Origin of the sequence: Vibrio sp. MED222 (assembly GCF_000153005.1) — a bacterium.
In the GTDB taxonomy this organism is placed as follows: domain Bacteria; phylum Pseudomonadota; class Gammaproteobacteria; order Enterobacterales; family Vibrionaceae; genus Vibrio; species Vibrio tasmaniensis_A.
Genome location: NZ_CH902607.1, coordinates 306,349 through 330,356, shown reverse-complemented (window position 1 = coordinate 330,356; position 24,008 = coordinate 306,349). Strand labels below are relative to the sequence as shown.

Genomic DNA, 24,008 nt, shown 5'->3' with positions numbered 1-24,008 from the left:
GCTGTTCTATCTGGAAGAAGAAGCAAATCGGCATTCTCAAACATTGTAGTCAAGAAAGAACGGTATCTGGTCGGTGGAGTGAGCAATAAGAAAGGGAGAAAAAACCAAAACCAGCTTACTCAACTGGCTTTATATTTATTTGATAGCATCGCGTTTATCTTTGTGACTTGTTGTCGCTAAATCTATCTTCTAGCTTTGTTGTAGCAGCGTTCTGGGCGACCTACTGACCCGTAATTTAAGTCAGCCACTAACTCGCCAGTCGTGATAAGGAATTCCAAATAGCGTCGAGCGGTGGTTCGACTAGCTCCAATACGTTCACCTGCCTCATCAGCTGTAATATCAGCAATGTCGGCTTGTTGGAAAATAGCTCTAATTTTATCAAGCGTTACACCATCGATCCCTTTAGGTAACGTAGAAACCTTTCGAGAGTCTGCCTTGGCATTGGCTTGAAGCATCTTGTCGACCAAGCCTTGGTTCAAATCAGACACACTTTCAAATTCTTGTTGTTGCGATTGGTACTTTTTCAGTGCCGCTTCCAAACGAGGAAACATCACAGGTTTCAGTAAGTAGTCGACGACTCCACCACGCATCGCCTGTTGCAGCGTATCCACATCTCGAGCAGCAGTAATCAAGATAACGTCGCAGCCTTGATTGCTCCCTCTTACGTGATTAAGAATATCGAGCCCACACCCGTCCGGCAGATACACATCCAATAACACCAAATCCGGTTTTAGGATGTCCAGTTGCATCAGCGCTTCAGACTGTGTTGTGGCAATGCCGACCACATCAAAGCCTCCCATCTGTTCTAAATAACGATGGTGAAGCTCTGCAATCGCAATATCATCTTCAATGACCATGACTCTCGTGATTGCGTTCATTTATGTTCTTCCTTTAACCATGCTTTTTCCGTCACGATGATCTTCGCAAGATCGCTTCGTGCTTAATTATTATTGTTGTTCTTCTTTCGGTAAATACACCGTCATGCGTGACCCAAAATCAGGGTTATCAACCATTTCTAATTGCCCTTGATAACGATCTGCAAGTTGCTTAATGAGATACAAACCAACACCTCGGTTCTGCTTCGCTTTGCTCGATACGCCTTTTTCGGTGAGTGCTTTGGTCGCCAAGTCTTTCGGCAAACCACAGCCCTTGTCTTCGACTTCCACTATGATTTCATTGCCAAAATCACTGATCGACACATCGATTACGCGACGAGCTGGTGCTATTGGCCCTTCTTGTTTAATTGCCATCATGGTGGCATCAAACGCGTTATCAATCAGGTTGCCAAGAATCGTCACGACATCCTCTGCGTTTAACCAAGCGGGTAATGCCTCAAGCCTTGATCCCTCTTCAACTTTAAGCTCCAAACCAATCTCTCGAGCTCGCTCTGTTTTGCCTAAAAGCATGCCTGCAATCAATGGATCTTTCACCGTCTCTCTTAAGAACTCAATTAAGCTCTGGTAATGAGCGGTTTCTTGACCAATCAATTGTTGAACAGAGTCCAGCTCGCCCATTTGAATCAAGCCACTAATGGTGTTTAGCTTATTTTGATGCTCATGGGTTTGCGAACGCAGTAGATCAGCATACTCTTTGGTTTGTGAGAGCTGGTCTGTTAAATCGTTGATTTCATCTCGCAATCGGAAGCTGGATACCGCCCCAACCACCTCACCAGCCACTATAATTGGGCTGCGATTAGCAATGATTCGCTTATTGTTCAGGTACAGCTCAACATCATGATCAGTGTCACCCGTTGATAACAGCTGCTCTAAATCACTGCCTGGCAATACATCAGAAAGGCGCTGTTGATTAAGTGCTTTATCTCGGTCTATCGATAAAATATCGCAGGCACTCTTATTAATTGAACGCAAAATACCGCTCTTATCGATACTTAAAATGCCCTCTTTCACAGTACTCATGGTCACATCAAGTTCTACGTATAAACGGCCAATCTCTTCAGGCTCAAAACCCAAAATAGCGCGTTGAAAACGACGAGATACATAGCTTGAAATCACCGCATTAACCGCAACCACCAGCAAGGCCATCACAATCAAAAAGGCTAAGTAAGGTTCAATTCGATCTTGTAAAGAATCTAAGAGGTAGCCAACCGACACCACGCCAATGACAGTGCCTTGTGGGTCTTTAACCGCGGATTTCCCACGGACAGAGAAGCCAAGTGAACCTTTAGCCGTCGACACATAAGACTCGCCCAATACCAACGCTTTTTGGTTATCGCCACCACGCATTGGTTTACCGAGCCTGTCATCATAAGGGTGAATAAGGCGGATACCTTTGTCATCTCCCACAACGATAAACGCCGCGCCAATGAGCTGGGTAAGGTTTCGAAATTTAACTTGAGTTTCTTCAGGCAGAACGTAGGGAACGCCATTAGGATCCAACGTTCCATTTTCTTGAATAATGCTGGTGACAAGTGGCGATTCAGATAGAAATTCAGCAACACCTAACGCTTTCAAACCCATCTCTTGCTCTTGAGATTGTTTGATGTAGTAAAAACCAGCACCTGAGAGTATCAAAAGCTCAACAAGGCCAGTGACCGTCATGATAATCAGTAACCTTTTACGGAAACTGATACTGCTCCATTCCATATTCCACCGTCCCTAGTGTTAGACGAATGATGTTAACACCAAGTTAATCGCATGACCTTTCTAGGTACGTGAATTTGTGACTGCTACTCAACTAAATAATTGAGCAGGTTGTTAATTGATAACCCTTTACGTTATTCACTTCGATTAATCGTTCACTTTTAGAACGAATTAGCTTGAAAAGCAAAATAAACGAATAAATATTGAGCTAGATCACTAAGCTTTTAGGTGTTTTTTAGGTTGTTTAAAATAAATACAATTATAATAGTTGCATATGAAGAAGTTCGTTGTTGCCAAGCCATAAGTCATGATTTTCAGACCGCGCTTTAAATCGAAATTTAGATTAACAAAAAGGCAACAACCCTTCGCTCACTGGACGTATCTATAACTAAAAGTTGCACGCTCGTCGTTACGATTGTTGAACAAACAGGTTACCTACCTAACCTCATTCATACATCTCTATTTACGCGACAGACAGGTAGACAACTCAGAGGTGACTGATAAATCAGCGCCCAATAATAAAACATTGATGAGCAGGAAGTATCGATCAGTGGCAACGTCCGATAGAAACAGGATAAAAAACATAACGTATAAACATTGTTGAAAAGGAAACCAGGCAATGAAACGCGATAACTTTGGAATTTGTCTTACTAAGACTATGCTGTTCAAACACTTACAATCGACTTTTACTCATGTAAGAGCCTATGAGAAAGACGGAACCTCTCCTCTTGATCTCAAGGTATTGTTAGCGTTCCCGCAAATGTCAGGTAGAGATTTATTACAAACAATGCAAGGTTCAAGACAATTGGTGTGGCGCGCCGATCACCATTGTCCTAGCTTTAAATAAGCCACTTCATTTTGTAAGAACACTTCTATACTGAACTTAAAGAGCGCGCTTTGTCGTGCTCTTTTCGTTTCAGTGATCTTTGTTGCTCGCATCACGTACTTTATTACATTAACTTAACGAGTTATGAGGGTTTATAATCCTGTGAGACAATCATCTCAAGACAAATGACTATCACCCTGTTAGCATTAGAGCCAATACTCTAAATGGTATTTAATGCAGATGACCAAACCAAAATTCCGATACCTTGCGATCGCCAGTATGCTTCTCGGCACATTTGCTTCGCCAGTTTTCTCTGCCCCGCTCACTTTTTCTGAAGCGTGGCAAATATTGCAAGAGAACAACAACTCACTTGCCGCTCAACAAGCCAACGTTGAACGTTATCAACACCTTCAGAATTCAACCAGCAGCCTTAATCTACCTTCGATCACCTTGGGGGCTAACTACACGCACCTTGATAGTGATGTGACGATTAATGGTGAACAGTTCAAAAATAGCTTAAGCGGCGTGCCAAATTTAGGTGCAGTTGGAGGTATTCTACAGCCTATATTAAGTGGGCTTGGCGGTGTTACCTCAACCATCACCGAACAAGACATCTTCAGCTCTTCCATCCGTGCTATTTGGCCTATCTTTACAGGCGGACGAATTACCGCTGCGCAAACTGCTGCCGAAGGTAAAAGCGAAGAAGCGCAAAGCCAACTTCTGATGGAGAAACAGGCTCGCTACGAAGACTTAAGTAAATATTACTTCTCGGTGATCTTAGCGGAAGACGTCGTGAGAACGCGTCAAGCCGTTGAAGCTGGCTTAACTCAGCATCGTGATTTCGCCATCAAGCTTGAACAGCAAGGACAAATTGCTCGAGTAGAACGTCTGCAGGCGGATGCTTCTTTAGATAAAGCCGTTGTTGAACGTACCAAAGCGCAGAACGACCTCAAAATTGCTCAGTTAGCGCTGACACAGATCCTTGGTCAGAGCCAAAGTGTCGAACCTTCAGAACAACTCTTTATCAACAAAAACCTGCCTCATATGGACGTATTTGTTGATCAAACCCTCATGACCTACCCAGGCCTTAAAATCCTTGATGCAAAAGAGAAACAAGCGAGTAGCTTGATCAAGGCTGAAAAAGGCAAATACTACCCAGAAGTTTACCTTTACGGTGATTACAGCCTGTACGAAGATGACTCGCTAGCCAGTGAAATGAAACCCGATTGGTTAGTCGGTATTGGTGTGAATGTACCGCTACTTGACACGTCAGGTCGTTCCGACAAAGTCGCAGCCGCTCATAGCGCCGTGTCTCAAGTCCAGTTTCTTAAGTCACAAGCCAAGCAAGACTTAACCGTTTTGGTACAAAAGACCTATCTTGAAGCGAACCAAGCAATTGAAGAAGTTCAAGGCCTCAACTCAAGCCTGTCTTTAGCTCAAGAAAACCTTTCACTTCGTAAAAAAGCCTTCACTCAAGGGTTATCCAATTCGTTAGAAGTGGTTGATGCTGAGCTTTATCTTGCAAGCATTAAAACACAGCAATCTGCTGCTCGATTCAAATACCTAATTTCTCTTAATAAGCTGTTAGCACTCACCAGTGAAATGAATGCTTATTCAAGTTACTTAACGTCTTCAGTCCCGTCTGACTTCGATTCAAAAGCAGACACCGCTAGCCAGTCAAAAGGATAATTCATGAAACCTATTAAGCCATTTATTCTCTCTCTGGTTGGTATCGGCATTATTGGCTGGGTTGGATACAGCTTTTACCAAGCGTACCAACCACAGCCTGTTAAGCTTCAAGGTCAAATAGATGCGCAGCAATACAGCATCTCATCGAAAGTACCCGGCAGAATTGATGAAATATTCGTGCGTAAAGGCGATTCGGTTGAAAAAGGCGAATTGATCTTCTCCCTACTTAGCCCAGAAATTGACGCTAAATTAGAGCAAGCAAAAGCCGGTCAAAAAGCCGCTGGTGCATTAGCAAAACAAGCAGAGAATGGCGCGCGTACTCAGCAAATCCAAGCCGCTAAAGACCAATGGTTGAAAGCCAAAGCAGCTGCCGATCTCATGGATAAAACTTACCAACGTGTAAACAACCTTTATAACGATGGCGTGGTTGCCGAGCAAAAACGTGATGAAGCCAAAACACAGTGGCAAGCGGCGAAGTACACTGAAAGCGCTGCGTTCCAAATGTATCAATTAGCACAAGAAGGTGCTCGTGACGAAACCAAAGTGGCAGCCGCTCAAAAAGCGTTAATGGCAGCTGGCGCAGTAGCGGAAGTTGAAGCTTACGCAAAAGACACACAGATCCACAGCTGGTTTAGTGGTGAAGTGGCTCAAGTACTATTAAGTAGCGGTGAGTTAGCTCCTCAAGGTTTCCCTGTTGTGACCGTGATTGACACTAAAGATGCATGGGCGGTGCTCAATGTGCGTGAAGATATGTTGAAACATTTTGAGAAAGGCAACCAATTTGAAGCGTACCTTCCAGCTCTGGATAAGTCGTTAACCTTTCAGGTTACTCATATTGCCGTAATGGGTGATTTCGCGACTTGGCGTTCAACAGACGCAGCACAAGGCTTCGACTTACGCACTTTTGAAGTAGAAGCGCACCCTGTCGATACCAACGAAACACTGCGTATGGGCATGAGCCTAGTGGTTGAGCTTTAGGTGACGTATGTCTGCTAACTTTCGCTCTATAAGTTCGCCATCTACAGAATCGCAATCTAGAAGCTCTCAATCTATGTGCTCGCAATCCCCTGAGCATCATAGATCGAAGAATACCTTGCTTAGGCAGTGGGCGATTGTCCGCAAAGACAAATGGCTGTTGTCTTGCCTAACTTGGATTCCGTTGCTTCTTGCTGCCAGTATCTGGCTGATTTTTTCACAAGGGATCGCTCGCGACTTACCGGTTGCGGTTGTCGACCTTGAACACAGTCAAATCTCGCAACAGTTCACGCGCCTTGTTGATGCATCACCTACCCTACAAGTGACTCAGAAATACAGCTCGGCGAGTGAAGCGGCTAAAGCGATGATTGAACGCGATATCTATGGTTATGTCGTGATACCAAGACACTTTGACCGAGACCTTTTCCTAGGCTTGAACCCGCAAGTGTCCGTTTTCTATAACAGTCAATTTATCTTGATCGGCAAACTGGTGAACTCGGCTCTGTTGCAGGCTCAAGGAACATTCAACGCGCAACTCGAAGTGGTTAAACAGCTTTCACACGGTGATACCACGGTACAATCTGCATTGGGGCAAGCGGTAACGGTACAAAGCCAGATTACGCCACTGTTTAACAAGAACACCAGCTATGCTCAGTTCTTAGTGTCTGCGGTTATTCCGGCTCTATGGCAGATCATGATTGTGGTGGGCACGATATTGGTTTTGACGGCGAACGTTAGAGCTCGTGGTCTTCATGCTTGGTTATCCAACGTCCCGATGAAATCACTAACATCAACACTAACGCCCTACCTTGTCTTGTTTTTGATGTTTGGTATCGCGTTTAGCTTTTGGTTCTATGTCCTCTTAGACTGGCCGTTTAACGGCAGTTTTGTGGCATTAACCATTGCCCAACTGCTTACTGTCATCAGTTGTATCATCATGGGGTGTTTGTTTTTCTTCTTAACGCTTGATCCAGCAAGGGCGATGAGTTTCGCTGGCGCCTTTACAGCACCAAGCTTTGCGTTCATGGGTATTACTTTTCCAGTCACCGACATGAACACGGCGGCGCAAATCTGGAGAAGCTTATTGCCCGTGAGTCACTACATCGAAGTACAAACAGCACAATCCAGTTATGGCGTGAGCGCGGCACAATCGCTAATCAGCCTCTCCTCGATGTTGTGGTATGCAGTTCCTGCTTTCGTGGTGATGTTATTAATTAAGAAACACTTGGCACAGTCAGCTTTGTCTGCACAAACGGCTTTATCTACACAAGCGGCTATATCATCAGCACAGCCAGATACATCAGCACAACAAGGAGTAAAACGATGAGCTTTACTCAACTACTCAAGCAAGAACTGTTAGCGGTACTGCGCAACCCTGTTGTACTTCTTACGGTATTTGGTGGTGTGTTCTTCTATTCATTCTTGTATCCGTTGCCTTACGTAAACCAAGTTCCTCAACAGCTTAAAGCTTCCGTTGTGAACTTGGATAAGAGCCAAAGCAGCTACCAGTTAGAAAGAATGGTAGATGCCACATCTCAAATTGACTTGGTACGCCGTGACTCCACCATTGCCGATGCTAAGCAAGCTGTTCTTAATCAAGAGATTGGTGGGTTCCTCGTCATCCCAGAGAACTTCTATAAAGACTTGCTCCTAGGTAAGAGCCCTACGCTTTCTTACGCCGGTGATGCATCTTACTTCTTAGTCTACGGAACCATTGTTGAAGGGCTTGCCAAGGCAGGCGGCACGTTAGCTGCACAAGTTAAAGTCAGTCACTTGTTAGTTGAAGGTGTGCCGTTAGAATCCGCAGCCAAAGGCTACAGTGCATTCAGCTTGAACCTAAAACCAACCTTCAATAGTCGCATGGGCTACATTGATTACGTGGTTCCAGCCGTCTTTGTGTTGATCCTGCAACAAACCTTAGCCATGGCTTCTGGTTTAGTTGGCGCGACCCAAAACGCTCAATCGACGTTTGGCTATTGGAGTAAGACCTCTCCAGCGAAACTGATACTTGCTCGCTGCTGTACCTTAGTCGGCATATATTACGTGTTGTCGATGTACTACTTCGGCGCGAGCTTTTCGATGTATGGCATTAACCTACTTGCCTCCATAACAAACATTTTGACCTTACTGCTACCCTTCTTATTGGCTAGTTGTTTGATCGGGATTTTTATTGGTGAGCTAGTGCCAAGAAGAGAGTTAGTCACGGTTGTGGTGTTAATCAGTTCAATGCCGCTGATCTTCTCTTCAGGTTTTATCTGGCCTGTTGAAATGATGCCTGAATGGTTAGTACTGCTGTCACAGTTATTCCCAAGCACACCCGCTATCCAAGGTTTTTTAGCGCTCAATCAGATGGGTGCATCTTGGCAAGAAGTAGCGTCTCAATGGACATTGCTATGGATACAAGTCGCTCTATGGGGCTCGTTACTCGCACTTAAGCTTTACCACAAATCGAGTAAACGTATCATTGGCTCTGTTTAACTCTATTCTCTATTCGTCATGCGCTAAACCTCACGCTCATTGAAACCATTAACAAAGCTCTGATAAAGGGCTTTTTTAATGTCTTTTAGCTTGATTACATCTTCAGCTATCAATTGTTTAAACACCTCCCCAAAACATATTGAACATTAAACTCACCGACTTCCCTATGCACCTCCACTATCATTCACCTTAGTTCATGCTATAACAGCTACTACATATACCTTTCTAACCTAAAAAATACCTGCTTATTCCCAAACAATGACAAAACCCGAATAATTGTAAATTTATTGTAAAAAAATCTTTGAAGGTATTATTTTTGTGTATAGGATTATCGGTATGACTTGGCAGGCCGAATGCCATAGTCTAATTGGTGCACATACCAAAAGGATATCCATATAAAGCAAGATCAGTACTTATATTTATTTCATTTTTCGACCTAGCTACAGCCGTTTATGTTGCCGTCGAATTGCAATAAATAAGTCGCTGAAATGTAAAAAATCAAATAGAAAAAACACAACAGCAACAAACATAATTTAATAAAAAGACAGGGAAAACCATGAAAAACATACGTGAATTATTTTTTGGGTTTATATTATTATTTAGTTCCAGTGCATTTGCAGAAGAAGGATCATTTAATCAAGCTATCAGTAACTTAAGTCAAAGTGTTGATGGTTTTTTCAACGAATATACAGGTTGGTTCGTTGGACTGATATTTAAAAGCGTACCGGTAGGTGAAGCAAACTTCCCAATTATTGTTGGCTGGTTACTGCTCGCTGCGATCATCTTTACTGTTTACTTTGGCTTTGTTCAATTTAAACGTGTCGGGATGGCCATAGACATTATTAAAGGTAAGTACACAGACCCTAACTCCAAACACGAAGGGGAAGTTTCTCACTTTCAAGCGTTAACAACCGCGCTTTCTGGAACTGTTGGGCTTGGTAATATTGCCGGTGTGGGTGCTGCACTCGCAATTGGTGGTCCTGGTGCAACATTCTGGATGATCTTGTGTGGTCTTCTGGGTATGGCGTCTAAGTTCTGTGAGTGTACCTTAGGTGTGAAATACCGAACTATCCTACCTTCAGGTGTCGTTTCCGGTGGTCCCATGTACTACCTAAGCCAAGGTCTTGGTGAAAGAGGGTTGGGTGGACTAGGTAAAGCCCTTGCTATTGGTTTTGCATTAATGTGTATTTTAGGCGCATTGGGCGGCGGTAACATGTTCCAAGCTAACCAAGCACATGCCATGTTAACTTACGCATTCGATGTACCAAGTGAATACGGTGTCATCACAGGCCTTGTACTCGCCGCTTTAGTTTTCTCTGTGATTGTTGGTGGTATGCCTTCTATCGCATCGGTAACGGAAAAAGTTGTTCCTTGGATGGCTGCTCTGTATATCGGTATGGCTCTGATTGTTATCGGTTCTAATCTTGATCAAGTGGGTCCTGCGTTCAGTGCAATCTTTACAGGTGCGTTTACTGGCGAAGGTGTGGTTGGTGGATTCATTGGTGCCTTAATCCAAGGTCTAAAACGTGCAACGTTCTCAAACGAAGCAGGTGTAGGTTCAGCAGCTATCGCTCACTCAGCGGTTAAAACAAAAGAGCCAATCACTGAAGGTCTAGTATCACTATTAGAACCGTTCGTTGATACAGTCATCATTTGTACAATGACAGCCTTGGTTATCACTATCGCTGGTCTAAATACAGGTCCATTCGATGGTTCTGGCTTAACGGGTGTAACGCTTACTGCTGCATCGTTTACTGAAACGGCAGAAGTGTTCAAATACACACTCGCTCTAGCGGTAATCATGTTCGCGTTTTCTACCATGATCTCTTGGTCGTACTACGGTCTTAAAGCGTGGACTTACCTATTTGGTGAAGGCAAAACAACGGAACTGATTTTTAAAGTGATGTTTTGTGTGTTTGTTGTTATCGGTGCGACGATTCAGTTTGGCGCGGTAATCGACTTCTCTGACGCAGCTATCTTTGCGATGTCTATCTTCAACATTCTAGGCCTGTACTTCCTAATGCCTGTTGTGAAGAAAGAACTGCAATCATTTGTTGCTCGCGTTAAATCTGGCGAAATCAAAACTTACGAAAAATAGTGACTCGTCAATAATTTATTGTCGAATAACACTGTTCTAAAAATTTTTGTAAGACCCTTTGCTTGAGAAAGCGAGAACAGTACTGCAACTTATCCAAATCCCTACCAGCTAAGCTTGTGGGGATTTTTTATGTTTGAATTTTCTTGTTTAAGCCGTTCAGGATCTTGGCTTACTGGTTTACGATCCAAGGCTTCTTCTACTTCAACCATTTCTCGTTGCGCCAATGCCGAATTACAATCATCAAAGCAATAAGCTACGGTACAAGTCTCGCACAGATATTCAGGCATCGCTCCATCCTTTGTCCTTTGTCCTTTGTCCTTTGTCCTTTGTCCTTTGAGATAGTCTAATCACCGAGTGGCAACAAACCACATATTCATCCTAGAACATAACAATTATGCTAATTTTCTGGCGTGTAAATATGCGTGCAAAGTCACCAACTATCCAACAAAGCACATATCAAGATCAATTTTACGTATCTAATCACTAATTTCAGAAATAACAATGTAAAGCGCATCTTAGCCATTTAGCGGGTGAAGAACGCAAAACGCCCACATCACGTGTGCGATGTGGGCGTTTAAATTCTTACTGCAAGCAGTCGTGATATATTAAGCGCTCAGCTTATAGACCCATCTCTTCAGTGAGAGTCTTGATCTGCTTGATATCCATGGTGTGAACTTCAATCATTTGTCTGATGTCACTTAAGCGGGAATTGGCATTATCCTGTTTCTCACAGGCGTCAGATTTTGTATCCCATGACGTACCATCTAAGAAAACATCACACGCTTTCTTCAAAGAACCAAGATTCTGTTCGATGTCATCTCTTTCTTTCTCGAGTTTTTCAAGCTCTTGAGATATCTGTAATTCTTTGCGGAAAAGCTCACGCGAACGTTCAAAAAGGGTCGACTGCATATCAGCTTGACGGCTCAACTTTTGATTGTTTTGTTGAGTTTGTTCTAACGTTTGCTTCTGTTCGTTTAACTGCTGCTCTAACGAGTAGTTTGCTTTCTCTAAAACTGCAGATTGTTTCGCTAAGTCTTGGAGTTCTTTTTGATGATCTTCTGCCTGTTTCACTAGAGCAGCTTCTACTTTCGCATCAATTTCGGTATCAACTTTTGCCACTTTCTCTTCAACTGATGTCACCAACTGAGTTTTACTATCACGCAGTTCTTGATAACGAGTTTCTAGTACCTGATAAGTGGATTCCCACTTCGAAGCCGTGACTGTAGATCCGATTAAGCCGCCTAACGCCAAACCGATAACCGCAGCAATGCCGATATAGAGCTGACTACGTTTATCGCGTTCCTCAATAACAACCACTTCATCTTGTTCGCCTTGTCCAGATTGCTGGTTCACTAGCGGGTACTCCCAAAAATTTGTTTAACGTTACACGGTCACTGATACTGATACTGATACTGATACTTTAAGCTCAGTTAAACCTATTGCCCAAGCCAGAAGCACTTGAGCTTTGCTAACACGTTTATCCTATCTGCTCACAGACAGACTTAACGAGTTAACTCCGAAATCATCAGGCTGGCAGTATACAAAAGGAAGCTGCTAACGATAACTATCACTACCCATTTTTGCAGTTTTTCGTTTGTCCGGTAACGAAACAGCACAAATGCCAAAGCCAATAAAAAAACAATCGCTATTAATCGAGTCATAACTCCTCCTTGTTTCTCTATTTTATACCATTTAAATAAGCAAGTTACGTCAGAGACTCGTTGTTTGATCATTTAATTGAACAACATTTAAGCAAACAGATATTTTGTAGCTGACATCACATTTTATATGATCTAGGATACGCCTACAGATTACCTAATTATTTAGGTAATTGTTCCGATGAAGACTGCAGGAGAGTGGTTTTTAACTAAATTTTAACATTTAGTTAGATCAACCCGCCGAAGAAGTAAATCTTTCAGGTGCTTTATGCTGGAGAAATCCAGAAAAGTGAGGACTGTCGTTGGAGGAACCTCTGGAGAGAACCGTACTACTTTTTTTGTAGCAAGCGGTCGCCGAAGGAGCAAGCTTAGTGCCCGTTACTTATCTATAAGTGATTCGCTAAGTGAAACTCTCAGGCAAAAGGACAGAGGAGTGGAAAGCAACAGCCTTAATTAACAAAAGAATTCTATCTAGAAATCCGTATGTATTAAGTAGTGCTCCCGATCCCTGTGATCTGCACTGCCTTCCCTCTTCTCCTTAAATTTTATATTTATTAAGGGGAATCTATGAACCAACTACAAGCTACACTACAAACCATCAATCAATTCGTTTGGGGACCACCACTGCTTATTCTGTTAGTGGGGACAGGTATCTATTTTACTTTTCGCTTAGGCTTACTCCAGTTTAGACACCTTCCAACCGCGCTAAAAATGGTGTTCACCAAAGACAAATCCGGTACGGGTGACGTATCAAGCTTCGCCGCTTTGTGTACAGCGCTTTCCGCAACGATTGGTACAGGCAATATTGTAGGCGTAGCGACCGCAATCAAGATTGGTGGTCCTGGCGCCCTATTCTGGATGTGGCTTGCCGCTGTATTTGGTATGGCGACCAAATACGCAGAATGTCTACTTGCCGTTAAATACCGCAGAACCGATAGCAATGGCGAAATGGTTGGCGGCCCAATGTACTACCTGCAATACGGTGTCGGCTCACGAATCTTAGCGGTCATGTTCGCTGTCTTCGCGCTCGGTGTTGCTTGCTTCGGTATCGGTACCTTCCCACAAGTAAACGCAATTTTAGACGCAACTCAAATCTCATTTGGCGCATCACGTGAAATGTCAGCGGTTGTCCTCACGATCCTTGTGGCGGTTGTAACCCTTGGTGGTATTCAATCTATCGCTAAAGTAGCAGGGAAAGTCGTTCCTACGATGGCGGTGATGTACGTCGTCGCGTGTTTAAGCGTTCTGATTTCAAATGCAGACCAACTACTGAATGCCATTACCCTTGTTGTGACTTCTGCGTTTACCAACACGGCAGCAACCGGTGGTTTCTTTGGCGCGAGCATCATGCTTGCTATCCAATCAGGTATCGCTCGTGGTGTGTTCTCGAACGAATCTGGCTTAGGTAGCGCACCAATGGCTGCAGCAGCGGCTAAAACAGACTCATGTGTGAAGCAAGGACTTGTCTCTATGACAGGCACCTTCTTCGATACCATCATCATCTGTACGATGACAGGTCTGGCACTTATCTTAACAGGCGCTTGGCAGACGGACCTTTCTGGCGCTGCGATGACCACTCACGCGTTCGCTGTTGGTTTGAATGCAGACACCCTTGGCCCTATGTTGGTTTCTGTTGGCTTAATCTTCTTTGCGTTTACAACAATTTTAGGTTGGAACTACTACGGTGAGCGCTGTGTTGTTTTCTTGCTGGGTACCAAAGCAGTATTGCCTTACAAGATTATCTTCATCGCCTTGGTTGCTTCTGGTGCATTCTTAAAGCTCGACATGATCTGGATAATGGCGGATATCGTGAACGGCCTAATGGCAATTCCGAACCTAATTGGGCTTATCTTACTGCGCCATGTTGTTATCGAAGAAACCAAGCTATTCTTCAAACCGTTAACTTCCTCAAAGGATTGCGAAGCAGTTAAAGCATAATAAGAATTGAGCGATCAAAAACGCCCGCAATGATGTGCGGGCGTTTTATTATAAAACTAATGGCTATGTGCCAGTGATTTAGATTCCAATAAACTAAGTCACTATGACTTAGCTAGGTTCTTCCATTAAAAGCTTCACACCCAGCCCCACCAGCACCATGCCCGTCACGCCTTCCATCCACTTCATAAAGCTCGCATTCTTAAGCAAGTTTTTAGCCGAGTTAAGTGCCCCTGCCAAACCGCATTGCCACACCATCGCAATCATAAAGTGTACCGAAGCCATCAACATAGATTGCAATAAAGGCGAACCTTCAGGGTTGACGAACTGAGGTAAAAAGGCCAAATAGAAAACTGCCGTTTTTGGGTTCAGCACATTAGATAAAAAGCCTTCACGCAAAGAACGCTTAGCACTGTATGCTTGCTGAGCTTGTTCACCCACCTTCAAACCGCCGCCGTTTTTCATCAAAGCTCGTAAACTGCTTAAGCCAAGCCAGATCAGGTAAACCGCACCTACCATCTTAACGGCTTGAAAGAGTTCAGCTGACTGGGCGAGGATTGCAGAAATACCCACAGCAAAGAAAAACGCGTGTACATACAAGCCGCTACAAATACCAAAGCTGGTCATCACGCCGTCAGATAAGCCAGAACGGCTCGTATTGCGAATCACCAAAGCCGTATCTAAACCCGGCGTTAGCGTTAAAATAGTAATGGCAATTAAAAATGCCTCAAAGTTCAAAATATCCATATTATTGTCATTGTTGTTCAGCGATCTATCATCAATACCGTGTATCTGAACAATTCGCAAGCAACAATTACCACCAGCTATACAAGTCACTGATTTTGTGCACAATAGAACAGTTTAATTTGTTAAGAAATAGTAAATTCAAGGCATCGTACCGCCTCATGCTTTTCTCGCTATATCTTCGACTCCGAAGGTCAGCGTCTTTTAAAGTAGAGCCATAATCAAAGTACATGAGAGATGAACCTTAACGCTGACGCTGTCCTAAGGATCATTTACAGAAACCAAATTAAGAGTAGTCAAATGAGCGCATTCAAAAAACTAGTCGAGCACTCTCAAAAATGTTCACGCTTTCAACACCTAGCCTCGATTTGTGGTTGGGACCAAGCTTCAATGATGCCTGCCGGTGGTAACCAAGCGCGTAGTGAAGCGATGGCCGAGCTTTCGGTTCATATTCACGGGTTGATGACGCAACCACAACTTGGAGATTGGATTGCAGACGCTGAAAACGAAGCGCTGAACAACGAACAACAATCATCTCTGCGTGAAATTAAACGCCAATGGCAACAAGCTAACCTACTTCCAGAAAAATTGGTGGAAGCGAAATCTCTAGCCGGTTCTAAGTGTGAACATGCATGGCGTAGCCAACGTGGTAACAACGACTGGGTTGGATTCGAAAAGAACTGGCGTGAAGTGGTTGAACTGTCTCGCGAAGAAGCGCAGATCCGTGCTGACGCGGCGAATCTAACGCCTTATGATGCAATGCTGGATATCTACGAGCCGGGCACCAGCTCTGCTTCGCTTGATTCCTTGTTTGCCGACGTTAAGGCTTGGCTACCGAACCTGATTGACGAAGTGATCGAAAAGCAATCGAGCGAGCAATTTAATGCGCCATCTGGCATCTATTCGACCGAGAAACAGAAAGCACTTGGTTTAGAAGTGATGAAGCTGCTTCAGTTCGATTTTGAACACGGCCGATTAGATGAAAGTGTTCACCCATTCTGTGGCGGCGTGCCTTCAGACGTGCGTATCACAACCCGATACGACGAAGCGGAGTTCGTTCAAAGCTTAATGGGTATAGTGCATGAAACAGGGCACGCGCGTTACGAACAAGGCTTACCAAAACACCTAGCAGGCCAACCGGCGGGCGAAGCGCGCTCTATGGGTATCCACGAATCTCAATCTCTGTTCTTCGAGATGCAAGTCGGCCGCAGTGACCCGTTCATTGGACACTTAGCAAACTTGGCGGGGCAGCAATTCTCTGGCTCAGAGTTTGAAAAAGAGAACTTCCAGAAGATCTACACTCGCGTGAAGAAAGATTTCATCCGTGTGGATGCTGATGAGCTCACCTACCCTGCACACGTTATCTTACGTTACGAAATTGAGCGTGACTTGATCAACGGTAAGATCAAACACACCGATGTGCCAGAACTATGGAATACTAAGATGCAGTCTTACCTTGGTTTAAGCACTCAAGGCAACTTCACTAACGGCTGTATGCAAGACATCCACTGGACAGACGGCGCATTCGGTTACTTCCCATCTTACACACTAGGTGCGATGTACGCGGCTCAGTTCATGGCTTCAATGAAGAAAACGGTGGATGTGAACTCAGTAATTGAAAGTGGTGACCTATCACCTATCTTCACTTGGTTAGAATCGAACATTTGGAGCAAGGGCAGCCTGCTGAGCACCGACGATTTGGTGAAAGGCGCAACGGGTGAAACCTTGAATGCGCAATACTTCAAAGATCATTTAAGAAGCCGCTACCTTTAATGGAATAAATCGATAGAGGCTGATCAATTTATTGATTCAGCCTTTTTAATCACATTTTCAAAACATACTTAGGTTGATTTGAAGATTTATCCCTTCATCGAACCTAACAATCACGGAATATCCTGGTACCTGCTAGCGCGGAATTGGACAATTCCGAGTTGCGTCTTTTGCTAATATAGCAAAGCATGAATTATTGAAAGTATGGAAAAATTCGCTTACGTGAGTGTCCAGTATCACTGGAGCAGATCATTTGTTATATTTTTTTACCTGAGAACAATGCAACACACCCTATAACTTCCACTTTTACATCAGTAAAGTGTTCATTTAACGATGTCACCAATGAGTCTAAATCATCGTTGTTATTACTAAATATGCCTTTCTTATTGTAAACACCCATCAATTTTTTAGCGAAAAAATTCAGTTTCGTACCCTTACCTAAAATTGTACTACCAAACAAAACCCCACCTTCGTTCATATAGCTTTTTAAATGCTTAAACATAATGCCTTTACCAATTAAATTTCCAGGCAAACAATGAAGTAAATAATTAACACTAATTGAGTCAAATTTTTCGATACTTAATTCAAGAGGCTCAAGTACATCCCCACAGTAAACTTCAGGTTGAAAATGACTAATTGCTTTTGAGGTTGTATCAAGACTATTTTCATTCAAATCTAGCAAAGCGATACGTTTTGTTGTTTGTGGTAGGTAATTCTTAAGGTAATAACCTGAGCCAACGCCAACATCTAAATGATTAGATGAAACTAACATTGAAAATTGCTCACTAATAAGTCTAGTTGGGCATTTCCAAAAATAGTTATTTGATACTCCTAAAACCCAGAAATCGTATATTGATAGTACTTTCTTCGAGTAAACCGCTTGTCCAGCAATTGAGGCTTCTTGATTCATGTTAATTTCATATAGTTATAAATTATTAAAGTGCAATTTATACTAAAAAGTGAAGATTGCAAATCATACCAGAGATAAGAAATATAACATTTTAATAACGTGCCAGCACACATTGCTTCCGATTCAAGGCACGTTATCAATCAAAAACTTCCCTTTAGTTCTCTACTATTCAGTAGCCGAGAAATAGTTGAACAACATATTCGTGCGTAACTGTGATTTAAGATCAGTCTGTTGTGGATTAGAAAATTTAGCTACATTGTTGGATCTCTAGGCATGAGGAAAAGTAAGGCAAGTTGCAGGGTTTAAAACTGAGTTCAATCCCTCTCTGGCTCACTTTTGGGCATAAATGATCTACAGCTTCCCCTAAATTAACAATTCAGAGATAACTAAAGGTATGGAAAGTCGCTTAACGTAGCGTCTAGTATTGATGGTGCAGACCACTGACAAGTATACGGGTCTTCTGACAATATGCTTTTTCAAATATTTAAAATCATGCTCTCTAATGCCCCTCAATAAAAAAGCCCAAACAAAGGGTTGGGCTCAATTCAATAATCATGAAGCCATTGTCATGGTGGTTATATTCCGACTAGTTTCCCCAGATTTGGCTTACAAACTCTGGATGGTCAATAAACGGATTACGATTCCCTTGAAAATCATGTACCGCCTTATTTCGGTCGATTTCTTTTTGGCTTACTGGGTCTTCAGAATGCCAACGCTTTAGCATAGTAAGTAGCCAAGGTTCAAAAACGGTTGTATTGGTTCCATCCAGAACGGCATCAGAGCTTGTAGAGTTCCCTTCCCAATTAGCGATTTCATTTTCATAACGTGTTGCCATGTAGAAATATGCTCTTGCGAAATCACCTTTAAACTCATCAATTGGCTCAAACACCGTACCCACATAACCAAGAGAGTTCGCTGCGCTGCCTAACTTAGAACCATTGCTTGATGTGTATGTCGCGCTACTCACCTCACCAAATGGCCAATTACTACGTTTCGAGTTAACGTAGCCGTCAGTGGCAAATAAATGGTGACCGTCAGAGTTCATTGGCTCGACTTTCCCTCCAAACCAGCTTTTCGGGAATGAGTGCTCACGGTTGTAGCAATCACCTTCTTTGCTGTATTGACCACATTGATCGGCCACCTTAGTAAATTGGATTGAATCAGAGCCTGAAGGTTTCTCCGAATACATATCGAGAATCGACCCATCAGTGTCATAGTATGCGTCTAGGTCAGCCTCAGACACCAACGTCCAAATAGCGGTGTAACCCTGACTGCTATGATTATCAATAATTTGATATAAGGCCGTTTTTAACGCAAAGCCCACTTTGCCTTCAGCGTCTTTATAATACTCACCTAAAACTGGTGGTTCAGTTGGTGGTGTAGTTGAACCACCAATTGTAAATTCTGTACTCTGACTTGCTTGGAAATCACCACCAGATGCCACAACGGTTCCGTTTACCGATAAACTGTATGAACCATTCCCCACACTGCAGCACATTCCATCTCCATAAGAGTCTAAGACTTCTAGGATGTAGCTACCATCCGCTAAACACATTTCCACTTCATTGATGGTGTTATTTTGATAGTCTGAACCAGAATAAAGAGTTTGAGAAACTGAGTTTTTGAGAGACCAACTGGTTTCAGAACCATAGTTATCCGTCACTAGCGTGAGTGCGGCACTTGTGTCATTGCAGCTTTGTGTGGGTGGAGTCTCCGTCGGCTGAAAGTTATCTAAATACACCACTTCCGAACCATCAAAACCTGCATCATCATAAAATCGTACGCCCACAACGATATCTTTAGTGCTCGTAGCGCTGTACAAGTGAGTCAATGCTTGCCACTGATTCGTTAAACCATTATTCGAGTAGCCTAAATAGCCATCAACAAAAAGGCGAGCTTTCACGTTGCCTTCCGTATGGTAAACATCGACAGAGAAATCATAAGTTTTCCCTTGTTCAACACGTATCGTTTGCAGAAAATCGGTATTACTTTGAGTGCCTGTATTCACTGTTACTTGCGCAGAGAAACTGCCGTTATTAACAGGTACGTTAGAGGGTGAAACTGCAATGCCGGAGTCAATCACACTCCATCCAGATGGTACGTTTCCTTCCCAGCTTTCGAAACTTCCATTTTGCATTTGCGCATGCGCACTCGCTGAACAAAGTAATGCAACGCCACTTAGTGTTATTATTCTATTTATCATATAACCTTCTGTTTAATTAGATAAAAAACCAACTAAGCTTAGAAAGTATTCAAAAGATGGATAGAGACATAAATCACACTTATAAATGTAAGCACTATCAGTTTTATTAATATATGTGATGTAAGCGATGCAACATCGACCTGTTAAACAAACGAATAAAAAAGGCTGAGCAGGTTATCTGACTCAGCCTTTTTACTGTTTAGAACTAGATCATTTATCGCCAGTGAGCATATCGAAGAAGATCTGTCTCGACTCTGGGGTGTTGTCTCGATGAGTTTCGTATTTTATATGCGAATTGGTATCAACAGATTTTGATAACTTGATGCTCCAAAGTGCTTTCATTTGATTCGGTACAATTGAGTATCGGACGTCGATAATACGCAACTCGTCCGTTGGGTCCTGAGCAATATAACCATTAGAGAACCAGCGGAAGCGTTCAATATCTTTGGCTTGTTGAGAATCCAAGTCAAGCCAAGGTAAGTCCCTGCTAACGTTCAGCTTAGCGACCGACTCTCCTGGATATACGTTTACCGATGTACCAACCCGCACTGCGTCTACATGATAATGAGCCTCTGTTTCGTACACCACTTTCCAAACTAAGATATTCGCAAAGCTTGGTTTTGCCTCTAATCGAATCGGCGTATGTTGTCTTTGTTCCGCTAATTGCCACCCAATCGCCTCTGCCCTATCTCTTTGTATCATCCCTAATGTTGGATAAATTAGAGCCCAAGCAAACGCAACACGTGCTAGCCAAGGTGCTCGTTTCAACGTTGCAAACACAAGCAAAACTAAGATGGGCAGCGTATAAACAGGATCGATGATTGATATGGTATTCCAAGCAAAACGCGCATTAGTCAAAGGCCAAAGTAACTGCGTGCCATAAGTGGTACAAGCGTCTAACAGTGCATGAGTGCCATAACCCAGAGCGCAAAACAGCCAGCTTTGCTTGAAAGTAAGCCCGCGCCTTTTTGCAATCAGATGATGTAGAACAAAGGCACAGATCAAACTGCCAATGGGGATAAAGAAGAGTGAATGAGTAAATTGTCGATGAAATTCCAAAGCCAACAAAGGATCACTTTGAGACTTAATCAGTGCATCTAGATCTGGAGCCAATCCAGAAAGTAGCCCTAATACACCTGCAACAGCCAAATGTTGTTTTTTGCTTGCTGACTGTGCCAAAGAAGCGCCTAACACGCCCTGCGTTAAAGGATCCATAAATCACTCATTGATAGCATTCCGTTGAATCAAACAAGATACATTTAGCTATAGCAGTGAATTGGGTTAAATAACAATGTTTTATCAAGATAATACTGTTGATAAAACACCCTGACATTAATGAATTCCATGAAGAGTTAGCGTTAAACGTTTTGCTGTGTGGCCTTGCTTAACAGCATTTCCCAATCAGATTTATCAACCTGTCCTTTGTGAACATTCACTTTGTAATAGCCAGTTTTAGTCAGTGATTTAACCTGAATATACTGACGAGAAAAGACAGAGTTTTTGATCACTAAGTTCGCTTTAACGTCATGTAGATGTATGTCTTCACCAACTAAAGATAAATGTCTTCGGGTGAACTTGGAGACCAAAGCATAGACAGCGATCATGATTAAGATAGAAGTAACAAAAGGGAAAAACTGGATCTCAGTCTGATAAAACAAGTTGATAGCTAAAGATGCGATCACGTAACTTATTATCATTGATAGAGCCACGTTCCAACGTGGGCCGTTGCCCTTAAATGAAATTTCTCGTGCCATCACTCGCTCCTTTAGATAAGTACTTGACCACATTTGAATATTTATTAAACGCGAACAACCTTATTATGAACTATGACGCATTAAAAGGAGTAACTCATGTTATTGAAGGGCTCAGATCGCAATTAGACATTTACATGCATTTTTTCGCACCTAAATGTCTAATGAATAAAGAAACTGAATCAGTTACAGGTTACTGAATTCTTTAATTAACGAGCAACCATACTTGCTGCGATAACCACCAACAGTACTGAGAAGATCTTCTTAATCGTTGGAACCGGTAAATGGTTAGTTGCTTTTGCGCCTAGCGGAGCTGTAAACCAAGATGTGCACACGATGCCTAGCAGCGCAGGCAAATAAACAAAGCCAGCAAAACCTTCTGTTAGAGCAAAGTGGCTGCTGCCCGAGGTGATATAACCGATAGACCCAAATAATGCGATCACAATGCCACAAGCCGACGCACAACCAATGGCCTTTTTCATATCGACAGAGAAGAACGTCAATAGTGGAACCAGCAATGCCCCACCACCAATGCCTATCATGGCTGACAAGCCGCCCGTAATAGTTGTAAGAACCGTTAGTACGCCCTTGTTCGGTAGCTTTCGTTCTTTAGGCGCGTCATTTTTGCTGCTTAAGAACATCTTGATCGCAATAAGAACCACACTCACGGCAAACACAATACGAACCACTTTTTCCGGTAAAAGAGCCGCCATAAAGCCACTAATCAATGCACCCAGAGCAACACCCAACATGATCCAAGGTGCCAAATCCCAAGGCACGTTGCCATTTTTGTGGTGAGCAAGCGCAGAAGAAGTTGAGGTAAACAAGATTGATGCCAAAGAAGTCGCAATCGCTGCAACGACCACTTGGTCAGCAGGTAAAACTTCTAAGTGAAGTAAAATACTGCTTAACACAGGTACAATGATAAGCCCCCCGCCAATCCCCAAAAGCCCGGCAAGAAAACCAACACCACTGCCTAATAATGCACAGTATAAAATCAACAACAGCAACTCACTCATTTCGTCCATCTCTTAATTAAATTAATTATCTTAAATAACACACTATTAATGTGGTTATATTTCCATCAAGCCAATTAATATAACTGACACCACCTAATATTTTCAAACATAATAGATCATGAATATTCCTCATGTTGATTGTGAAAGAATACCATTGTTAATCATTTATCGAACCAAGTATAAAAATACCAAGCGATTAACTTAATACCGTATTAATTTTTCATACAGTATTGCCTTCAACTATTAATCCGGTCACAAGCAAAAATAAAAGCAATTTTAATTCTAAAGACCGAGAAAGTCAGACAACAGATTGGGATATCAGATCAACATGAATACAGAATTTAATTTTACAATTAAGAGCATTAGCCTCGACGAGAACTATCAACCTGCGGACAGCACACGTATCACCACCAACTTCGCTAACTTGGCGCGTGGTGACAGCCGCCAAGCAAACTTGCGCAATGCACTGCAGATGATTGACAACAGTTTCAACGCATTAGCACACTGGGACAACCCAAAAGGCGACCGTTATTCTGTAGAGCTTGAAATCATTTCTGTTGATATGGACATTGAAAGCAACGGCGAAGCATTCCCTTCCATTGAAGTACTGAAAACCAATATTCTAGACCGTAAAACCAACGAGCGTATTGAAGGCATTATCGGAAATAACTTCTCTTCTTATGTTCGAGATTATGACTTTAGCGTACGTCTATTGGATCATAATAAAGGCCAAGATAAATTCAGCATTCCAGAAGATTTTGGTGATTTGCACGGCAAGCTTTTTAAATATTTCGTTAACTCTGACGCTTACAAAAAGAACTTTAATAAGCCACCTGTTATTTGCTTAAGCGTGTCAGATAATAAAACCTATTACCGCACTGAAAACCAACACCCAGTATTAGGTTTTGAATACCAACCGAATGAGTCTTCTTTAACTGAACAATATTTTAAGAAGATGGGGTTACAGGTTCGTTACTTCATGCCGCCAAACAGTGTTGCACCTCTAGCTTTCTATTTCTTTGGTGATCTACTGAACGATTACTCAAACCTAGAGCTTATCAGCACCATCAGCACCATGGGTACATTCCAAAAAATCTACCGTCCTGAGATTTACAACGCGAATGCGGTTGCAGGTAACTGCTACCAACCAAACTTGAAAAACTTGGATCACTCGCTAACTCAAATCGTGTATGACCGAGAAGAACGAAGCAAATTAGCTATCGAACAAGGTAAATTCGCAGAAGAGACTTTCATTAAGCCATACCAGTCAGTTCTAGAGAACTGGTCTGCCAACTACGCGCTTTAATCGAGCAATTGCGCTCTTAAATCACCAAGGATAGGCAGTATACGTT

At 42.7% G+C, this 24,008-nt stretch carries 19 protein-coding genes and 1 riboswitch; of the genes, 9 read left to right on the top strand and 10 right to left on the bottom strand.

Annotation, left to right across the window (positions count from 1 at the left end; translation table 11 throughout):
* Window positions 1-182 precede the first annotated feature (182 nt).
* Both MED222_RS13375 and MED222_RS13380 read right to left on the bottom strand, forming a co-directional pair.
* Window positions 183-878, bottom strand: coding sequence for a response regulator (locus MED222_RS13375; protein WP_009846579.1), 696 nt, complete (start codon window positions 876-878; stop codon window positions 183-185).
* 69 nt (window positions 879-947) lie between these two features.
* Entirely contained in the window at window positions 948-2,603 is a 1,656-nt protein-coding gene (locus MED222_RS13380) for a sensor histidine kinase (RefSeq protein WP_009846578.1), read from the bottom strand.
* 616 nt (window positions 2,604-3,219) lie between these two features.
* Between MED222_RS13380 and MED222_RS13385 the strand changes: the two genes are divergently transcribed.
* The 6 genes from MED222_RS13385 to MED222_RS13410 all read left to right on the top strand — a co-directional run bounded on the left by MED222_RS13385 (window position 3,220) and on the right by MED222_RS13410 (window position 10,666).
* Entirely contained in the window at window positions 3,220-3,447 is a 228-nt protein-coding gene (locus tag MED222_RS13385; RefSeq protein ID WP_009846577.1) for a hypothetical protein, read from the top strand.
* A gap of 213 nt (window positions 3,448-3,660) precedes the next feature.
* Window positions 3,661-5,115, top strand: coding sequence for a TolC family protein (locus MED222_RS13390; protein ID WP_032555194.1), 1,455 nt, complete (start codon window positions 3,661-3,663; stop codon window positions 5,113-5,115).
* Window positions 5,116-5,118: 3 nt separating this feature from the next.
* A complete protein-coding gene (locus MED222_RS13395) occupies window positions 5,119-6,093 on the top strand; it encodes an HlyD family secretion protein (RefSeq protein WP_009846575.1) in 975 nt (324 codons plus the stop codon).
* A gap of 7 nt (window positions 6,094-6,100) precedes the next feature.
* Window positions 6,101-7,417: an ABC transporter permease gene (locus tag MED222_RS13400; protein WP_032555193.1), complete on the top strand. Its 1,317-nt coding sequence runs from the start codon at window positions 6,101-6,103 to the stop codon at window positions 7,415-7,417.
* The gene (locus tag MED222_RS13405) at window positions 7,414-8,568 is read left to right on the top strand and encodes an ABC transporter permease (RefSeq protein WP_009846573.1); all 1,155 of its coding nucleotides are present in this window, start codon (window positions 7,414-7,416) and stop codon (window positions 8,566-8,568) included. Before MED222_RS13400 ends, MED222_RS13405 begins: the two co-directional genes overlap by 4 nt.
* A gap of 556 nt (window positions 8,569-9,124) precedes the next feature.
* Window positions 9,125-10,666 (top strand): alanine/glycine:cation symporter family protein, encoded by a 1,542-nt coding sequence (locus tag MED222_RS13410; RefSeq protein WP_009846571.1) that lies wholly within the window; start codon window positions 9,125-9,127, stop codon window positions 10,664-10,666.
* Between the two features lie 101 nt (window positions 10,667-10,767).
* Here the strand turns inward: MED222_RS13410 and MED222_RS13415 are convergent, their stop codons facing one another.
* Entirely contained in the window at window positions 10,768-10,953 is a 186-nt protein-coding gene (locus MED222_RS13415; RefSeq protein ID WP_009846570.1) for a hypothetical protein, read from the bottom strand.
* 331 nt (window positions 10,954-11,284) lie between these two features.
* Window positions 11,285-12,019 (bottom strand): chromosome segregation ATPase, encoded by a 735-nt coding sequence (locus tag MED222_RS13420; protein ID WP_009846569.1) that lies wholly within the window; start codon window positions 12,017-12,019, stop codon window positions 11,285-11,287.
* Between the two features lie 609 nt (window positions 12,020-12,628).
* Window positions 12,629-12,763: riboswitch (glycine riboswitch) on the top strand.
* Between the two features lie 128 nt (window positions 12,764-12,891).
* Between MED222_RS13420 and MED222_RS13425 the strand changes: the two genes are divergently transcribed.
* A complete protein-coding gene (locus tag MED222_RS13425; RefSeq protein ID WP_009846568.1) occupies window positions 12,892-14,262 on the top strand; it encodes an alanine/glycine:cation symporter family protein in 1,371 nt (456 codons plus the stop codon).
* A 108-nt stretch (window positions 14,263-14,370) separates the two neighbouring features.
* Here the strand turns inward: MED222_RS13425 and MED222_RS13430 are convergent, their stop codons facing one another.
* Window positions 14,371-15,006, bottom strand: coding sequence for a LysE family translocator (locus MED222_RS13430; protein ID WP_009846567.1), 636 nt, complete (start codon window positions 15,004-15,006; stop codon window positions 14,371-14,373).
* A 297-nt stretch (window positions 15,007-15,303) separates the two neighbouring features.
* Here MED222_RS13430 and MED222_RS13435 point away from each other — a divergent pair, with 297 nt between their 5' ends.
* A complete protein-coding gene (locus MED222_RS13435; RefSeq protein ID WP_009846566.1) occupies window positions 15,304-16,776 on the top strand; it encodes a carboxypeptidase M32 in 1,473 nt (490 codons plus the stop codon).
* A 253-nt stretch (window positions 16,777-17,029) separates the two neighbouring features.
* On the opposite strand, the gene MED222_RS13440 is transcribed toward MED222_RS13435, so the two are convergent.
* The 5 genes from MED222_RS13440 to MED222_RS13460 all read right to left on the bottom strand — a co-directional run bounded on the left by MED222_RS13440 (window position 17,030) and on the right by MED222_RS13460 (window position 22,656).
* Window positions 17,030-17,683, bottom strand: coding sequence for a class I SAM-dependent methyltransferase (locus MED222_RS13440; RefSeq protein ID WP_009846565.1), 654 nt, complete (start codon window positions 17,681-17,683; stop codon window positions 17,030-17,032).
* Window positions 17,684-18,269: 586 nt separating this feature from the next.
* Complete coding sequence (locus MED222_RS13445) at window positions 18,270-19,886, bottom strand: endonuclease (protein WP_032555192.1); 1,617 nt, start codon at window positions 19,884-19,886, stop codon at window positions 18,270-18,272.
* Window positions 19,887-20,096: 210 nt separating this feature from the next.
* Window positions 20,097-21,101, bottom strand: coding sequence for a metal-dependent hydrolase (locus MED222_RS13450; RefSeq protein WP_009846563.1), 1,005 nt, complete (start codon window positions 21,099-21,101; stop codon window positions 20,097-20,099).
* Window positions 21,102-21,244: 143 nt separating this feature from the next.
* Complete coding sequence (locus MED222_RS13455; RefSeq protein WP_017099093.1) at window positions 21,245-21,673, bottom strand: hypothetical protein; 429 nt, start codon at window positions 21,671-21,673, stop codon at window positions 21,245-21,247.
* A 173-nt stretch (window positions 21,674-21,846) separates the two neighbouring features.
* Window positions 21,847-22,656 (bottom strand): sulfite exporter TauE/SafE family protein, encoded by an 810-nt coding sequence (locus MED222_RS13460; RefSeq protein ID WP_009846561.1) that lies wholly within the window; start codon window positions 22,654-22,656, stop codon window positions 21,847-21,849.
* Between the two features lie 328 nt (window positions 22,657-22,984).
* Here MED222_RS13460 and MED222_RS13465 point away from each other — a divergent pair, with 328 nt between their 5' ends.
* A complete protein-coding gene (locus MED222_RS13465) occupies window positions 22,985-23,962 on the top strand; it encodes a DUF1852 domain-containing protein (protein ID WP_009846560.1) in 978 nt (325 codons plus the stop codon).
* Window positions 23,963-24,008 lie beyond the last annotated feature (46 nt).

What these genes read in the sequence shown, in the direction of transcription:
- MED222_RS13375 (WP_009846579.1), bottom strand. Translation starts at nt 878, where the DNA reads ATGAACGCAATCACGAGAGTCATGGTCATTGAAGATGATATTGCGATT.
- MED222_RS13380 (WP_009846578.1), bottom strand. Translation starts at nt 2,603, where the DNA reads ATGGAATGGAGCAGTATCAGTTTCCGTAAAAGGTTACTGATTATCATG.
- MED222_RS13385 (WP_009846577.1), top strand. Translation starts at nt 3,220, where the DNA reads ATGAAACGCGATAACTTTGGAATTTGTCTTACTAAGACTATGCTGTTC.
- MED222_RS13390 (WP_032555194.1), top strand. Translation starts at nt 3,661, where the DNA reads ATGCAGATGACCAAACCAAAATTCCGATACCTTGCGATCGCCAGTATG.
- MED222_RS13395 (WP_009846575.1), top strand. Translation starts at nt 5,119, where the DNA reads ATGAAACCTATTAAGCCATTTATTCTCTCTCTGGTTGGTATCGGCATT.
- MED222_RS13400 (WP_032555193.1), top strand. Translation starts at nt 6,101, where the DNA reads ATGTCTGCTAACTTTCGCTCTATAAGTTCGCCATCTACAGAATCGCAA.
- MED222_RS13405 (WP_009846573.1), top strand. Translation starts at nt 7,414, where the DNA reads ATGAGCTTTACTCAACTACTCAAGCAAGAACTGTTAGCGGTACTGCGC.
- MED222_RS13410 (WP_009846571.1), top strand. Translation starts at nt 9,125, where the DNA reads ATGAAAAACATACGTGAATTATTTTTTGGGTTTATATTATTATTTAGT.
- MED222_RS13415 (WP_009846570.1), bottom strand. Translation starts at nt 10,953, where the DNA reads ATGCCTGAATATCTGTGCGAGACTTGTACCGTAGCTTATTGCTTTGAT.
- MED222_RS13425 (WP_009846568.1), top strand. Translation starts at nt 12,892, where the DNA reads ATGAACCAACTACAAGCTACACTACAAACCATCAATCAATTCGTTTGG.
- MED222_RS13430 (WP_009846567.1), bottom strand. Translation starts at nt 15,006, where the DNA reads ATGGATATTTTGAACTTTGAGGCATTTTTAATTGCCATTACTATTTTA.
- MED222_RS13435 (WP_009846566.1), top strand. Translation starts at nt 15,304, where the DNA reads ATGAGCGCATTCAAAAAACTAGTCGAGCACTCTCAAAAATGTTCACGC.
- MED222_RS13440 (WP_009846565.1), bottom strand. Translation starts at nt 17,683, where the DNA reads ATGAATCAAGAAGCCTCAATTGCTGGACAAGCGGTTTACTCGAAGAAA.
- MED222_RS13445 (WP_032555192.1), bottom strand. Translation starts at nt 19,886, where the DNA reads ATGATAAATAGAATAATAACACTAAGTGGCGTTGCATTACTTTGTTCA.
- MED222_RS13450 (WP_009846563.1), bottom strand. Translation starts at nt 21,101, where the DNA reads ATGGATCCTTTAACGCAGGGCGTGTTAGGCGCTTCTTTGGCACAGTCA.
- MED222_RS13455 (WP_017099093.1), bottom strand. Translation starts at nt 21,673, where the DNA reads ATGTGGTCAAGTACTTATCTAAAGGAGCGAGTGATGGCACGAGAAATT.
- MED222_RS13460 (WP_009846561.1), bottom strand. Translation starts at nt 22,656, where the DNA reads ATGAGTGAGTTGCTGTTGTTGATTTTATACTGTGCATTATTAGGCAGT.
- MED222_RS13465 (WP_009846560.1), top strand. Translation starts at nt 22,985, where the DNA reads ATGAATACAGAATTTAATTTTACAATTAAGAGCATTAGCCTCGACGAG.